This window comes from Acidimicrobiia bacterium (assembly GCA_041394025.1).
Lineage (GTDB): Bacteria > Actinomycetota > Acidimicrobiia > IMCC26256 > JAOSJL01 > JAOSJL01.
Window position 1 is genome coordinate 483,923 of sequence record JAWKJA010000002.1, and the last position, 14,690, is coordinate 498,612.

Below are 14,690 nucleotides of genomic sequence, written 5' to 3' on the forward strand. Positions count from 1 at the left end.
GGTCAGGGCGCCAGGTCGAAGGACACGCCGGTGAGCTCCTCACTCAGGTCCCACAGCCGCTGTGCGTCGGCGACGTCGCGGGAGCGACGGGAGCTCCCCACCCGGCGCGGGTGGCGGCCACGCTGCTCGCCGAGGCCGTCGGGACCGAAGTAGTCGCCGTTCACGACGTCGCCGGCGGTTGCGGCATAGAGCGTGGGAATCGCCCCCCGGTCGACGCTCTGCGCGAACAGGGTGTTCGACGCCGACGCCAGGAGCTCGCTCACCCGGCGCCCGCTCATGGTCGGGCCGACTCCCTGGAGGTTCGTGGCGGCGTAGCCCGGGTGGGTGGCCACGGCGACGAGGTCGACGCCCGCGGCGTCGATGCGTCGCGCGAGCTCGTAGGTGAAGAGGAGATTGGCGAGCTTGGACTGCCCGTAGGCGCCCCAGCGACGGTAGCGAGCCTCGCCGTGGAGGTCGTCGAAGTTCATCGTCCCGACGCGATGGGCACCGCTGCTGACGGTCACGACCCGGGGCCGGTTTCCGCGGCGCAGCATCGGGAGTAGGCGTCCCGTCAAGGCGAAGTGCCCGAGGTGGTTCGTCCCGAACTGCATCTCGAATCCGTCGGCCGTCTCGAGGCGGGGGATGGCCATGACTCCGGCGTTGTTGACCAGGACGTCGACGCTGTCGCGGTCGCGCCTGAGGTCATCGGCGAACCGACGGACCGAGCCCAGGTCGGCGAGGTCGAGCTCGCGGACCTCGGCGTGGGCTCCGGGGTCGACACTTCGGAGGACATCGAGGGCCGCGAGGCCCTTGTCGGTGTTGCGGCAGGCCAGGATCACCGACGCCCGGTGACGGGCGAGTTGCCGGGCTGTTTCGAGCCCCAGTCCGCTGTTGGCCCCCGTCACCACGAACGTGAGATCGGTGCAGTCGGGGATGTCGTCGGCTGTCCACTCCGAGATCGGAGTGGCGCCATGCGTGGCGTCGATCATGAGTCCTCGGTTCGACGGGACGGGCAACCCGGCTGCCCGCACGGGAGCCTAGATGTGGGTGGCTCCCGCCGAAAGGCCCGTACAATGGCGCCGTGTCCGATTCCATCCTCCAGCGCCGTCTCGTGGACATCGCCGAGCGCCTCAAGCGCCGGCGCAGCGAGTTGGGTGTGGCCGACGAACAGGTCCTCTTCCTGGAGGAGGAGGCAGAGGACGCCCGCCTGCGTGCGCTCGTGTCCGAGACCCCGCTGGCGGAGGTCGAAGCCCGTGACGCCCGCCGTCATGCCGACGCACTCCGTCGGCACCGCGACGCCGTGGCCGAGGCCATCGAGGAGCTCGTCCGGGAGCAGGATTCCCTGCTCGACCGGCTGGCGGCCGACACTGCTCCCGACACGGTCACCGGGCAGCCCGGCGACTCGACGGTCCATCCGAACGACGCGACCCCCGACAAGGAGACCACGAAGCGATGACGGCGTCGGCACCCGGCACAGCCGGCGATCCTCTTCCCGCGAGTGACGACGGCACCTCAGCCGACGTGGAGCGCACGCGTGTCGTGGTCGCCGAGGACGAGGCAATCATCCGCCTCGACCTCAAGGAGCTGCTCGAAGAGGAGGGCTACGACGTCGTCGGTGAGACCGCCCGTGGCGACGAAGCCATCGAGCTGGTGCGCGAGCTCGCCCCCGACCTCGTGATCCTCGACGTGAAGATGCCCGGTATGGACGGGCTCACCGCCGCCCGGCACATCACCGGCGAGCGCCTCGCCGCCGTGCTGATCCTCACTGCCTTCTCGCAACGCGACCTGGTCGAACAGGCGCGTGAGGCCGGGGCCGCCGCCTATCTCGTGAAGCCCTTCCAGAAGAGCGACCTCATGCCCGCCATCGAGATCGCACTCGGTCGCTTCCGGGAGCTCATGACGCTCGAGGCCGACGTCGGCCAACTCCAGGAGCGCCTCGACGCCCGGAAGGTCATCGACCGCGCCAAGGGGAAGCTCATCGATCGGGGTATGACCGAGCAGGAAGCGTGGCGCTTCCTGCAGACGGAGGCCATGAACCGGCGCGCCAAGATCCACGACGTCGCCGACCAGGTCGTGGCCGGCGACCTGGCGCCTTGACCCAGCCTGTCGTCGCCCCGCGCCGGTGAGCAAGATCCTCCTGCTCGACGGGCACTCGCTGGCCTACCGGGCGTTCTTCGCACTCCCCACCGACCTCGCCACCGCGTCCGGCACGGTCACGAACGCCGTCTACGGCTTCACGTCGATGCTGATCAAGGTGCTCGCCGACGAGGAGCCCGACCGGATCGTGGCGGCGTTCGACACACCGAAGCCCACGTTCCGCAACGAGATGGACGAGGAGTACAAGGCGCAGCGGGAGTCGGCTCCCGACCTGTTCGCCGAGCAGCTTCCTCTCGTTCGCGAGGTTCTCGACACGTTGTGCATCCCGGTCCTGGAGGTCGAGGGTGTCGAGGCCGACGACGTGATCGCAACGCTCGCGGAGAGCTCCGCGGCGGCGGGGGACGACGTGATCATCGTCACCGGCGACCGCGACAGCTACCAGCTCGTGTCGGACCCCCACGTCCGTGTGCTCTACAACCGGCGGGGTGTGTCCGACTACGTCCTCTACGACGAGGCGGGCATCGAGGAGCGCACGGGCGTCCCGCCGGGGCGCTACGTCGACTACGCCGCCATGCGGGGCGACAAGAGCGACAACCTGCCGGGTGTGCCCGGCATCGGGGAGAAGACCGCCGCCAAGTTGATCGCCCGGTTCGACGACCTCGAGGGCATCTACGAGCACCTCGACGATCTTCCTCCGAAGCAGCGCGAGAACCTGGGGGAGAACCGCGACCGGGTCTTCAAGAACCGGGAGATGATGACGCTGCGCCGCGACGTCGACCTCGCGGGTGAGGATGTTCTGTCCGACGACGTGGCGACCCTCGCCGAGGCGTGGGACCTCGACGTCGTGCGGGAGCTCTTCGAGCAGTTGGAGTTCCGCTCGCTGTGGAACAGGCTCGTCGAGTTCACCGGCGTGGAGGTCGACGACGACATCCCGACGCTCGAGCTCGAGACCGAGATCGTGCGCGACGTCGCGACTGCCCGCGAGCACCTCGACGGGTTCCGGGCCGGCGACGGGCGTGTTGTTGTCGACGCCCACTGGAACGGTCTACCGGGCCGGGGTGCGCCCGCGGGCTTCGCCTTCCTCTCCGACGACGCGGCCTCGGCGTCGGATGACTCGACGCCACGTGTCGTCTACATCGGTGCCGACGCCCTCACGGGTGTCTCCGCCGACGCACTCGACGCACTCCTGGGTGACGACACGCCACGGCTCGTCGTCCACGGCGCCAAGACGCTGATGCACGGCCTCAGGGGACCACTGCGCGCCCTCGACCGTGACACCGAGGTGATGGCGTACCTGCTCGACCCGGCGGCCGACACCTACGGGTTGGAGGACCTGGCGCTGCGTCACCTGGGTGTGGAGGTGCGCTCACCCGACGCCGAGGAGGGCACGCTCGATCTCGATGCCGGGGCCGCCATCGAGGCGACGGCGCGCCGCGCGGCGGCGGCCCTCCAACTCGGCGACGTGCTGGCCGAGGCACTCGACCGCGCGGACCTCACCGACCTCTACACCGACGTCGAGCGCCCGCTCGTGTCCGTGCTGGCGGCGATGGAGGAGTGCGGAGTCCGCATCGACGTCGATTTCCTCGACGAACTACGCGGGGAGCTCGCCGACCAGATAGCGGAGCTCGAGGCGTCGATTCACGCTCACGCCGGGGGAGCGTTCAACATCAAGTCCACCCCGCAGTTGCGAACGGTCCTCTTCGAGGACCTCGGGCTCACACCGGTCAAGAGGACCAAGACCGGACCGTCCACCGACGCCGACTCGCTCGGGAAGCTCGTCGACGAGCACCCGATCGTGGCCGACCTGCTCCGGTTCCGGGAGCTCGAGAAGCTCCGCAGTACCTACGCCGATGCGCTGCCGCCCCTCGTGGCCGACGACGGGCGCATCCACGCCACGTTCGACCAGACCGCCACCACCACCGGCCGGATCTCGAGCGTCCACCCGAACCTCCAGAACATCCCGGTGCGCAGCGAGGACGGGCGCGAGATGCGCCGCGCGTTCATCGCCGACGAGGGCTGCGGCCTCCTCACGGCCGACTACTCGCAGATCGAGCTTCGGGTGCTCGCACACCTGGCGGAGGACCCGGGCCTCATCGACGCTTTCGCCCGCGGTGCCGACGTCCACACCACGACGGCCGCCACGGTCTTCGACGTTCCCGAGGAGAAGGTCGATGACTTCCAGCGCCGCTTCGCCAAGGTCGTGAACTACGGCCTGGCCTACGGCATGGAGGCCTACGGACTGGCGCAGCGCCTCGACATCCCCACGGACCAGGCGGCGGAGATCCTCGACAGCTACTTCGAGGGATTCCCGAACGTCGCCGAGTTCATGGAGACCACCGTGGAGGACGCCCGCACGAAGGGCTACACCACGACGATCCTCGGGCGGCGTCGGAAACTGCCCGAGCTCTCGTCGGGCAACTTCCGGATCCGTCAGATGGGGGAGCGTATGGCGCAGAACGCCCCCGTGCAGGGCTCGGCGGCCGACATCTTCAAGCTCGCCATGATCGACGTCGACACGGCACTCCGTGCCTCCGACCTGGGAACCCGCATGATCCTCACGGTCCACGACGAGCTCGTCTTCGAGACGCCCGACGAGGAACGTGACCAGGTCGAGGAGCTCGTGCGCGACGCCATGTCGTCGGCCTACGAGCTGGAGGTCCCGCTGGTGGTCGACACCGGCTACGGGAGGAACTGGGCCGAGGCGAAGGCGTGAGCGCCGAGCCGGGCGGCCCGGGCGCGCCGGCACCACGCCCGGGCGACCGCCACTGGTTCGAGGAGGTCGCACGCTTCCTCGGTCCGGCGTACCTGCGCTACTCGTTCACGCAGGGCACGGTTGCCGAGGTCGACGTCCTCATGGACGCGCTCGGCCTCTCGGCCGGCGACCGGCTGCTCGACGCCGGCTGCGGCCCCGGGCGCCACGCGCTGGAGTTCGCCCGTCGCGGGATCGAGGTGCTCGGTCTCGACATCTCTGCGGAGTTCATTCGCATGGCGCGGGCCGCGGCCGTCGACGAGGCCCTCCCCGCCGGTTTCGAGATCGAGGATCTCCGCGACCTCGAACGCCGTGAGGCGTTCGACGCCGTGGTCTGTTTGTGCCAGGGCGGCTTCGGCCTGCTCGGAGGTGAAGACGACGAAGCGGTGTTCGACCGCCTGGCGACGTCGCTTCGGCCGGGTGGCCGACTCGCTCTCAGCGCCTTCTCGCTCGTGTTCATGGCCCGGAACCTCGAGGAGTCCGAGCATCTCGACCCGTCGACAGGCGTGCTCCACGAGCACACGGAGCTGCGCGACGTCGACGGTGCGACCCGACCCGCCGAGCTGTGGACCACGGGTTTCACCGCCCGCGAGCTGCGTCTGCTTGCCGAGCGGTCGGGCCTGGTGGTCGACGGTGTCCACGGCGTCACGCCGGGTCGGTACCGAAACGCGCCACCGACGCTCGACGACCCCGAGCTCCTCCTCCTGGCACACCGCGTGTGACGCATCGAGTCAGCAGGCAGTGGCCTCGCCTCCGACGGGTTCCCACCACTAGCCTGTGCGTTCGCACTCTCACGATGGGGGTGCCGCGGCCCGTGAACGACCACGGACGCGAACCGACCAGGAACGAGCCCGACGTTGTCCGACGACCCGACCTCCCCACAGACCTCCGACGCCCCCGCCGAAGCGCCTGATACGCCCCCGGAGCCACCCCCCACACCTCCGAGCCCCCCACCGGCGCCCGCCGACCCTCCGCCCCCCACCTCCGAGGCCTCGGCCGCCATCCAGCCCCTCACGACGGTCGTCGACGACGACCTCGGTGGCATGTCGATGGAGGAAGCGATCGACCAGACGATCGTGGAGTTCGACGACGGGGACCTGGTCACCGGAACGGTCGTCCGTATCGACGGTGACGAGGTGCTCCTCGACATCGGATACAAGTCCGAGGGGATCATCCCGTCGAAGGAGCTGTCGATCCGCCAGGGCGTCGACCCGTCCGAGCTCGTGACCATCGGCGACGAGCTCGAGGCGCTCGTCCTCCAGAAGGAGGACAAGGAGGGCCAGCTCATCCTCTCCAAGAAGCGCGCGCAGTACGAGCGCGCGTGGGGCAACATCCAGAAGCTCAAGGAGGAGGAGGGCGTCGTCACGGGGCCGGTCATCGAGGTCGTCAAGGGCGGTCTCATCCTCGACATCGGCCTGCGGGGGTTCCTCCCCGCGTCGCTCGTCGACCTTCGGCGTGTCCGTGATCTCCAGCCGTTCGTGGGCCAGGAGCTCGAGTGCAAGATCATCGAGCTCGACCGCAACCGCAACAACGTCGTCCTCTCACGCCGCGCCTATCTCGAGGAGACCCAGCGCGAACAGCGCGACGAGTTCCTCGCCAACCTCAAGCCCGGCGAGATCCGCGACGGCACCATCTCGTCGGTCGTCAACTTCGGCGCCTTCGTCGACCTCGGCGGCATGGACGGGCTCGTCCACGTCTCGGAGCTGTCGTGGAAGCACGTCGACCATCCCAGCTCGGTGGTCACCGTCGGCGACGAGGTCAAGGTGCAGATCCTCGACGTCGACCTCGAGCGCGAGCGAATCTCCCTCTCCCTGAAGGCCACCCAGGCCGACCCGTGGTCGGAGTTCGCCGGCGGCCACACGGAGGGTGAGCTCGTCTACGGCCGGGTCACCAAGCTCGTGCCCTTCGGCGCCTTCGTGCAGGTGGGCGAGGGGATCGAGGGCCTCGTGCACATCTCGGAGATGGCCGGCCACCACGTGGAGGCCCCGGACCAGGTCGTGACCCCCGGCGAGGAGCTGTGGGTGAAGATCATCGACATCGACCTCGACCGGCGCCGTATCTCCCTGTCGATCAAGCAGGCCGCCGAGGGTGGCGAGGTGGCCGCCGAGTACCGCGACCTCTACGGCGAACACGCCTACGACGACCAGGGCAACTACGTCGGCCCCGGTGTCGAGGAGCACGCCGCCACGGGGGAGCAGACAGGCGAGGTGGCTGACGGGGCTGAGTCCGGCGCCGTCACCACCGACGCTGCGACCACCGAACCCGTATCGCCGACCGATGGATCCGCGCCCGCCGAGTCGTCAGCCGCTGATTCACAGGCGGAAGTACCCGCACCCGACGACGCTGCGGGGGTCGAGCCGGGTGCCGTCCCCACAGGGTCCGAGCCAGAGCACGCCGAACCTGCCACGGAGTAGGAATCACCGGGGGCCGGGGCCTTTGCCCGGGCGTTATTCGACGAGTCGAACGGGGACTCCTTCGAGAATCGCGCTCCACGTGGTGGCATCCGAGGGCTTCACCAGTTGGCCTGCTGAGGAAGCCGGATACTCGAACTGAGCGACTACCCAGCACGCGCTCGGATCGACGTCGGGGTCGCCGTCGCAGTGGAAACCCCCGGCAGGGATGTCGATCCGGATCTCGAGGAGATCGCCGTTGAAGCTGTAGTCGAGGTTTGTGATCTCGCAGTCGTCGCCCGGGTTCAGGATCGTGTCGGGGTCGCTCACCTTCGCGATCTCGCAATCCGGGAACACGGTTCCGTCCGGCTGGAGGATCCGCAACGTGCCGATGACGTCGTTCGGCACGTCGGCGTCACCCTCCGCATAGCCGGCGGGTGAGCAGCGCACGTCGGAGATGGTGTCGTCAGGGTTCGGATCGGGATCAACCTTGCCGTCGCCGTCGAGGTCATCGCACACCGCGATGTCACCGGGGTCGTGGAAGGTGAGACGTAGCACGCGGTCGCGGGTGTCGTTCTCGGCGAGCTCGGTCAGCCAGAAGTTCCCAGTTGATCCCTGGAAGTTACCCAGTAGCTGGAGCCTGCCCTCGGCGAACACGTTGACACCGTCGGCTGCTCCGTTGTGCCGTGCCCGAATGGAGAACCTGTTCCCACCACGTCCGCAGGTCGTCGCGGCGGAGTTGCACAGTTGCGTGGTGGTCCCGCCGTCGCGGATCCCCGTGTCGACGTTGATCACGAGTTGCACCTTGCCGTCGCCGGTGATCCAGTTCGGATCGATGGGGATCTCCCCGCCGCAGGGCTTCACCCACTGGCGCGCCGTGCTGCGGAAGTCGTGGCCCAGTTCGTGGACTCCGCCGGCCCAGAAGGTGGCCGCCGAGGTGAGGTCTTCGCCGTAACGGACGTTGCCGAATGTGATGTCGAACAGCGCCGGCACGTTCGCCGCGTACCGCCCGTTGAACACATAGTTCCAGAAGTATCCGCTCCCACCGTCGTCCCAGGGCGTGGCGAGGTCGGCTGCGGTGGGGACGAAGGGCGAGTACCAGCCATAGGTCGCGGCGTCGTCGCCGGCGCCGGGGCAAGAGGGTACGGGAACGTTGTCGTCGTGCTCGCGCAGCGTCTTGTTGGCGTCGGAGATGGTGAAGCGGGTCTCGGGCAGGCCGTCGAACTGCGTCATGTCGGTGCGGGCAGGACGAAGCGGTGTGGCGGAGGAGCCGACCACGGGTGAAGCGAAGACGGAATCGCCCGAGAACGGAATGGCAGGATCCGGCGACGTCGACTCCGACGACGGCGAGCCCGGGATCCCGATCGGCGGCGACTCGCCGGGGTCGACCGGCTGGATCGGTGTGATGTCGGCGGGCTGGTCGAGAGCGGTGCCACCGCCCCAGCCACCTCCGCCGCATCCCCCGAAGAGGCAGGCGAAGAACGCCAGGCCGGGCGACAGGACGAGGTTGGCGCCGTTGGAGTCATCGCCGGTGCAGCCGGGCTCGAACGGCCCGGGGGCGAAGCGCTCGACGACGTCCTGGAGCATGGCCTCGGTGATTCCGTAATTGGAGAGCGTTGCGTAGAGGTTCCACCGGGTGACGTTGTAGACGGGAGCGGGGTAGATACCGAGCCACGGGGGATGGGAGATGTTGGGGTCGGTGGGTCGTGTGGCGGGATTGAGCATCCCGTCGTCGAGAATCGCCTGGGCCACGGCACCGATCGGGCCGATGACCCGTGGAAGCGCACGCTGGTTCCAGGTTGCGAGACTGAACCTCAGTGGAGTGGCCATGGGGACCTCGGTGAAGATCCCGAGCTGGCTCACGACGTCGTACGGGATACCCAAGGGGTTCCTGGGGTTCATCGCGCCGAAGGCGAGCGCGGCGTTGCCGTCGATCGTGTAGCGTTGGCAGTCGACGCCCTGGTCGAGGAAGGCGGGGTCGAAGATCTCGAGATCGATGGTGCCGGGGTTGTCGGGGTCCACGTCGTCGACCTCGACGATGTAGTTGTAGCCGTCCTTTCCGCTGCCGTCCTCGTAGTACTCGTTGGTGCCGGTCACCGGATTGCAGGCCTCCGGGTCGAAGGGCCCGATCCAGCTGAAGAGGGGTGGCGGAGGCTGACCCTGTGCGCCCTGCGGGATGCGAATGTTGTTGCACCGGTCGGTCTGGTACTGGTCGCCTTCCACCGTCGGCGTGCGGGGCCCCTGGATGTCGAGCCAGAAGCTCTGGCCGAGGTCGAGGCTCGAGTCGTCGATCCACGACGTGTCGCTGCCGATGATCGGCTGGTTGCCGAGCACGTTGCTCGGGCTTCCCAGAGGAGGCGAGGGCGAGTACTCGGCGACGGCGTCGCGGGTGATGTCCACGCCGTCGAATCCGAGGAGCCGGGTGAAGAAGGAGGGGGCCTTCCGTTCCACCTGGACACGGAGCTGGCTGAGCGGCAGTTCGACGCCTTCAGCATCCTCGAAGAGGGGAGTGACCGTTGTGTCGTCCTCACCCGTGACGTAGCCGTTCTCGGCTGCGTTCGCGAGGGCGGCGTCGCGCGCTGTGTTGTTGTTGGTGACGTCGCCTTCGCGGTAGACGACACCGGCCAGTGCTGCCGAGTCGGCGGTGCGCTGGGCGTTGCGGCCGGTGAGGTACCAGAAGCCGAGGTCGACGGCGAAGCCCGCGAACACGAGCAGCACAACCATCATGGCGGCGAACCACACCAGGATGTAGCCGTGCTGGCGGCGCCCACTTCGGAATGGTCGGCTTCGGTCGCTGTCCACGATTTCCCCTACTCGGCCGCCCGGGGCAGCGCCTGAGGGCCGACGTCCTGACAGTACCGACTTAGAGAATAACACATATCGGGCATTCAAGGACTAAGAACCTCCCGGGGCCTCGGCCCGAGCCCCCGGGCGCTATTCGACGAGGCGGACCGGGACGCCCTCGAGCTCCACCGTCCACGTGGTGACGTCCTCGGGGCGGATCACGAAGCCCGGGTCGGGGTCGCTCCAGTTGAAGCGCGCCCGGATCCAACACGCGGTCGGGTCGGTCTCGGGGTCGCCGTTGCAGTCGTAGCCGCCGGCCGGGATCGGGATCTTGAGGTCGAGAACCTTCCCGTTGAGGTCGCTGTCGAGGACGTCGATCGAACACGGCGACACGGTCTGTTCAGCCTGTCCGTACACGGCGTACGAGCAACCCGGAAACACGCTCCCGTCGGGCTGGATGATGCTGAGCGTGCCGTGAACGTTGTTGCCGTAGCCGGCGGGTGAGCAGTCGTCGCCGCTGGCGCTGTCGGGCACACCGTCACCGTCGGCATCAGCACAGACGGCGATGTCACCGGGATCGAAGAAACTCGCCTTCAGGGCGCGGTCGCGCGACGCGTTCTCGAGAACCTTGCTGAGCCAGAAGTCGCCGCCCGAGGCATCGAGGAAGTTCCCCATCACGGCCATGCGCTGGTCGGCGAAGACGCTGACGTCCGTCCCGGTCGTGCCCAGCGAGCCGCCACTTCGCTGCGCCCGCAGCGAGAACCGGTTGGCGCCCTTTCCGCAGGTGGAACTCGGGCTGTTGCACTGCGCCGTGGTGACCCCACCGTCGCGGTAGTTGGTCTGCGCCTTCACCAGTAGCTGGACCTTCCCGTTGTGGATCAGATCGTTGCTGATTGTCACCGAGCAGTGCGTGACCCACCTGCGTGCCGTGTCGCGGAACGTGTGGCCGTAATTCTGGACTCCGCCGGAGTCGTAGGGACCCGGCGACGAGATATCGACACCGTAGGTCACCGTTCCGAAGTTCACGCCGAAGACGTTTCCGATGTACTGGGAGTGCAGGCCCTTGAAGAGCCAGTTCCACCAGTAGCCCTCTCTCTGATTGAACTCGCTCCACGGGTCCACCCCGGGCTTGTTGGGGAGATAGGTGGAGTACCAGCCGTACGTCTGCGCGCAGTCGGGGACAGACCCGCCCGGGAAGGTGGCCTCGGTGGCCGCGATGTCGTCGGCGTGCTGGCCGACCGTGCCGCGGCTGTCGTAGACGGTGTAGCGGGTCTCGGGGAGACTGTCGAAACCGCTCATGTCGCTGCGCGCGGGTCGCAGCGGGGTAGTGGCTGCCGCCATCTCCGGGCGCGCCGCAACCGACGACGAGGACGCGAAAGGCACGGCCGGGGGCGGGTCGGGGGAGTCGAACGAGCCAGGCGGCCCGGTACCGACCTCGCCCGGGGTTGCCGGGGGGAGAGGGGTCACGCCGCCCTGACCCTCGGTCGAGCCGCCGACCCACGGCGGGAGGCCACCCCCACCGCCGCCGCAGAAGATGCACGGGAAGAGCGCGAGGTTGGCCAGGAGACGGGTGTCGCCGGTGCAGGTCGGACGACGGTCGGCGGCCGGCGCCGTCGGCCCCGGGTCGGGGCCGGACTTGAAGCGTTCGATGGCGTCCTGGAGTTGTGCCTCGCTCACACCGTAGTTCTGGAGCGTGGCCCAGAAGTTGTACTTCGTCACGACCTCTGTGGGGGAGAAGAACGTCGGCGGTGGCGGTGCCGGGCCCCGGAGGAGGTCGAGCGCCAGTTGCGCCACCTGGCTGGCGTTGCCCGAGACCTTCGGCATCGCCCTGATGTTGAACCCGTTGTACCTCAGCGGGACAGGGTTGTTCTTGAGGCCCAGGTCCCACAGGCCGTCGGCGACGGGAGGGATGGCGAATTTCCCCATCGGGGTGCTGTAGAGGATTGCCGGCGACGCGGCCTCCCGCATCGACCATTCGCGGCAGTCGGTGCCCTGATCCATGAAGGTGGGATCGAAGATCTGGATATCGACGGTTTCTCCGACCTCCGGTTCGTCGACCTCGACCACGTAGAAGTACCCGTCCTTGCCGGGGACGCCTCCTCCCAGGCCCCCTCCCACGTAGTCCTGGTTCACCGTGTCATCGGGGCTCGCCTCACAGGGCTGGGCGTAGAAGAAGAGGGGACCACCGCCCTGGGGCACCCAGGCCGGCTGGCAGTTGTCGGTCTGGTACTGGTCGCCGTGGGCCGTCTGGGTACGGGTGCCGTGGATGTCGAGCCACAGGGACTGCTGGATCTGGTCGCCCGACGGAAGCGAGTTCCACGACGCCTCACCGAGGAGCAGGCCTTCGTTGCCGAGCACGTTGCTGGGGCTTCCCAGAGGTGGGGGTGGTTCGTACTCGGCGACGGCGTCGCGGCTGATGTCGACGCCGTTGAAGCCGAGCAGGCGGGTGAAGAAGCTGGGGGCCTTGCGTTCCACCTCGACGCGGAGCTGGTTGAGCGGCAGTGTCGTGCCCCCGGCGTCGTCGAAGTGGACGGTGACCGTGGTGTCGTCCTCGCCGGTCGTGTAGCCGTTCTCGGTGGCGTTGGCCAATGCGGCGTCGCGTGCGGTGTCGTTGTTGGTGACGTCGCCTTCCCGGTAGACGACACCGGCCAGTGCTGCCGAGTCGGCGGTGCGCTGGGCGTTGCGGCCGGTGAGGTACCAGAAGCCGAGGTCGACGGCGAAGCCCGCGAACACGAGCAGCACAACCATCATGGCGGCGAACCACACCAGGATGTAGCCGTGCTGGCGGCGCACGCTGCCGGATGGACGGTCTCTCTTCGACACGTATCGGCCTTTAGGTTGTCAGCCCTTAGGTTGCCTCGCACTCACCGGGCAGGCGAGGTTCGAGGGCGTAGAGCGACCGGCTGGTGACCTGGCGGGACCCCACGCCGATGAACCGCGTGATGTAGTCGTGGGTGATGTTCACCCACACGCCCAGCTGGTCGAGCTCGCCGTCGCGGCACGCCGACTGCTCCGCGGCCGTCCAGTCGGCCGCGCCGTTCTGGACCCAGTCGGTGCCGTTGTACTCGTACCGGGTGCAATCGGCCGTCGCCGCCTCACAGGCGTCCCAGATCTCTCCCTCGCTGGTGGCACCGTCGGGTAGTCCGTTGTCCTGGCCGGGGTCGGCCTTGTAGATCACGAACTGGTCGCCGGAGCCGAGCCCGGTGCCGGTGAGGCGCCTGTTGAGTTCCTCGATCATGTCGTCCTGGTAGTCGGGTTGCTTGGGGATCGCGGCTCCCTCGCGGGCGGTCGCCCCGGCGGCGCTCGACACCGTGAGCTCGTCCTTGAAGAGGAGCCCGAACTCGACGAGGCCGAAGAGAAGCAGGGTGATGACGGGAAGCAAGATGGCCGCCTCGACGACCACGGCGCCGCGCTCGCCAGAACGCGTGTCGGTCCCGCGTGTGGCGCGCCGACGGGAGATGCGCCGCCGTGAGCCGTTCACCACACCCGTTCCTCTGTCGACACCGACATGATCCCCCACCGTCCGTCACGCTGATGTTCGTCCCGGCCGCATCGACGACCCTGACGCCCCGCAGGAACGGTCGAATCGCGAAACGACCCGATTCGGACGTGGCGATCAGGGTACACGGAGTGTGACATTCCGTCTAGGCAGCAGCGCACAGTGTTCCGGTCGGCACCGGCAGGGCCTGCCGTAGGAAAACGGCCCAGATCGGCTCCGGCCCCGGCGCGGGTGCCTCGGGGGCCGGTCCTTGCCGGATGCCGGACAGATAGGGCAAACTAGGCGGCCCCGGGGGGCTGTGCCCGGCGCAGCCGAAAAACCCGGGACTTCCCTCACGCCGGCGGCGCCGGATCCGATACATGGGGGGACCGGCCGACGCGCTCGGCGCATGAGACGGGAGTTGAGAGAGTGCAGAACAGGCGGACAGTGTTGCTCCTGGTGGGCATTGGGCTCGGTGTTGTTGCCGCCGTCCTTGCTTTCCTCTACCTCAGCAATGCCGACGAGCGCGCGGAGGACAAGGTCGAAACGGTCAAGGTCCTGCGCGCCGTGGCTCCGATCCCCGAAGGCACGACCGGCGACGAGGCTGCCGAGTCCGGCCTCGTCGCCCAAACCGACGCGCTCAAGGACGAGGCCCCACCCGACGCACTGACAGACATCAACTCCGTGTCGGACACGGTCGCCGTGACCGACATCGATCAGGGTCAGTTCATCACGCCGACGAACTTCGCCCCTCCCGAAGACATCACACCCGGTGGCGGGTTGCTCGCCGACCGCCTCCGGAACGACAGCGACGATGCCGGCGTGGAACTCCAGGCCGTCACGATCTCCGCCAGCGCGGAGCGCGGTGTCGCCGGGCTCGTATCGGTCGGTGACCGGGTCAACGTCATGGTGTTCCTCGACGGGGGGACGCAGTTCATGCTCCAGAACATGAACGTGCTCGCCCTCGGCTCGTCGACGGGGCTCCCCGAGCAGGTCGCGGCCGACGCCAACGCCAACGCCGAAGAGCAGCCGGCGGCTCCTGCCACGAGCGGTCTCTTCACCCTCGAGGGCACCTCCACGCAGGCGCTGAAGCTGGCCCAGGCGAGCCTCGGCGGTGGGCAGATCTACCTCAGCCTGGCCCCGACCGACTTCGAGCCCGAGCCCCTCACGCCGGAGGTCACCAACGAGAACCTGTTCAACTGAACCGACCGAC

Annotated in this window: 10 protein-coding genes; 6 read left to right on the top strand and 4 right to left on the bottom strand. The window is 68.4% G+C overall.

The window, feature by feature from the left end; genetic code table 11:
* Positions 1-2: 2 nt before the first annotated feature.
* Positions 3-938, bottom strand: coding sequence for an oxidoreductase (locus R3A49_02175; GenBank protein ID MEZ5169537.1), 936 nt, complete (start codon positions 936-938; stop codon positions 3-5).
* Positions 939-1,060: 122 nt separating this feature from the next.
* Here R3A49_02175 and R3A49_02180 point away from each other — a divergent pair, with 122 nt between their 5' ends.
* From R3A49_02180 to rpsA, 5 genes are all read left to right on the top strand, one after another.
* Positions 1,061-1,435: a hypothetical protein gene (locus tag R3A49_02180; protein MEZ5169538.1), complete on the top strand. Its 375-nt coding sequence runs from the start codon at positions 1,061-1,063 to the stop codon at positions 1,433-1,435.
* On the top strand, positions 1,432-2,076 hold the full coding sequence (locus tag R3A49_02185; protein MEZ5169539.1) for a response regulator: 645 nt from the start codon (positions 1,432-1,434) through the stop codon (positions 2,074-2,076). The genes R3A49_02180 and R3A49_02185 overlap by 4 nt, the downstream gene beginning before the upstream one ends.
* Before the next feature lie 25 nt (positions 2,077-2,101).
* Complete coding sequence (gene polA, locus R3A49_02190; GenBank protein MEZ5169540.1) at positions 2,102-4,789, top strand: DNA polymerase I; 2,688 nt, start codon at positions 2,102-2,104, stop codon at positions 4,787-4,789.
* The gene (locus tag R3A49_02195; protein ID MEZ5169541.1) at positions 4,786-5,547 is read left to right on the top strand and encodes a methyltransferase domain-containing protein; all 762 of its coding nucleotides are present in this window, start codon (positions 4,786-4,788) and stop codon (positions 5,545-5,547) included. The genes polA and R3A49_02195 overlap by 4 nt, the downstream gene beginning before the upstream one ends.
* Before the next feature lie 321 nt (positions 5,548-5,868).
* The gene (gene rpsA / locus R3A49_02200) at positions 5,869-7,239 is read left to right on the top strand and encodes a 30S ribosomal protein S1 (protein ID MEZ5169542.1); all 1,371 of its coding nucleotides are present in this window, start codon (positions 5,869-5,871) and stop codon (positions 7,237-7,239) included.
* A gap of 33 nt (positions 7,240-7,272) precedes the next feature.
* On the opposite strand, the gene R3A49_02205 is transcribed toward rpsA, so the two are convergent.
* From R3A49_02205 to R3A49_02215, 3 genes are all read right to left on the bottom strand, one after another.
* On the bottom strand, positions 7,273-10,017 hold the full coding sequence (locus R3A49_02205) for a Tad domain-containing protein (GenBank protein ID MEZ5169543.1): 2,745 nt from the start codon (positions 10,015-10,017) through the stop codon (positions 7,273-7,275).
* Positions 10,018-10,149: 132 nt separating this feature from the next.
* The gene (locus R3A49_02210; GenBank protein ID MEZ5169544.1) at positions 10,150-12,822 is read right to left on the bottom strand and encodes a TadE/TadG family type IV pilus assembly protein; all 2,673 of its coding nucleotides are present in this window, start codon (positions 12,820-12,822) and stop codon (positions 10,150-10,152) included.
* A 25-nt stretch (positions 12,823-12,847) separates the two neighbouring features.
* Positions 12,848-13,480 (bottom strand): pilus assembly protein, encoded by a 633-nt coding sequence (locus R3A49_02215; protein MEZ5169545.1) that lies wholly within the window; start codon positions 13,478-13,480, stop codon positions 12,848-12,850.
* 426 nt (positions 13,481-13,906) lie between these two features.
* On the opposite strand from R3A49_02215, the gene cpaB reads away from it, so the two are divergent.
* Positions 13,907-14,680 (top strand): Flp pilus assembly protein CpaB, encoded by a 774-nt coding sequence (gene cpaB / locus R3A49_02220; GenBank protein MEZ5169546.1) that lies wholly within the window; start codon positions 13,907-13,909, stop codon positions 14,678-14,680.
* Positions 14,681-14,690: the final 10 nt, after the last annotated feature.

Excerpts from the sequence above, each read along its gene's own strand:
- rpsA (MEZ5169542.1), top strand. The coding sequence starts at position 5,869 with ATGTCGATGGAGGAAGCGATCGACCAGACGATCGTGGAGTTCGACGAC.
- R3A49_02185 (MEZ5169539.1), top strand. The coding sequence starts at position 1,432 with ATGACGGCGTCGGCACCCGGCACAGCCGGCGATCCTCTTCCCGCGAGT.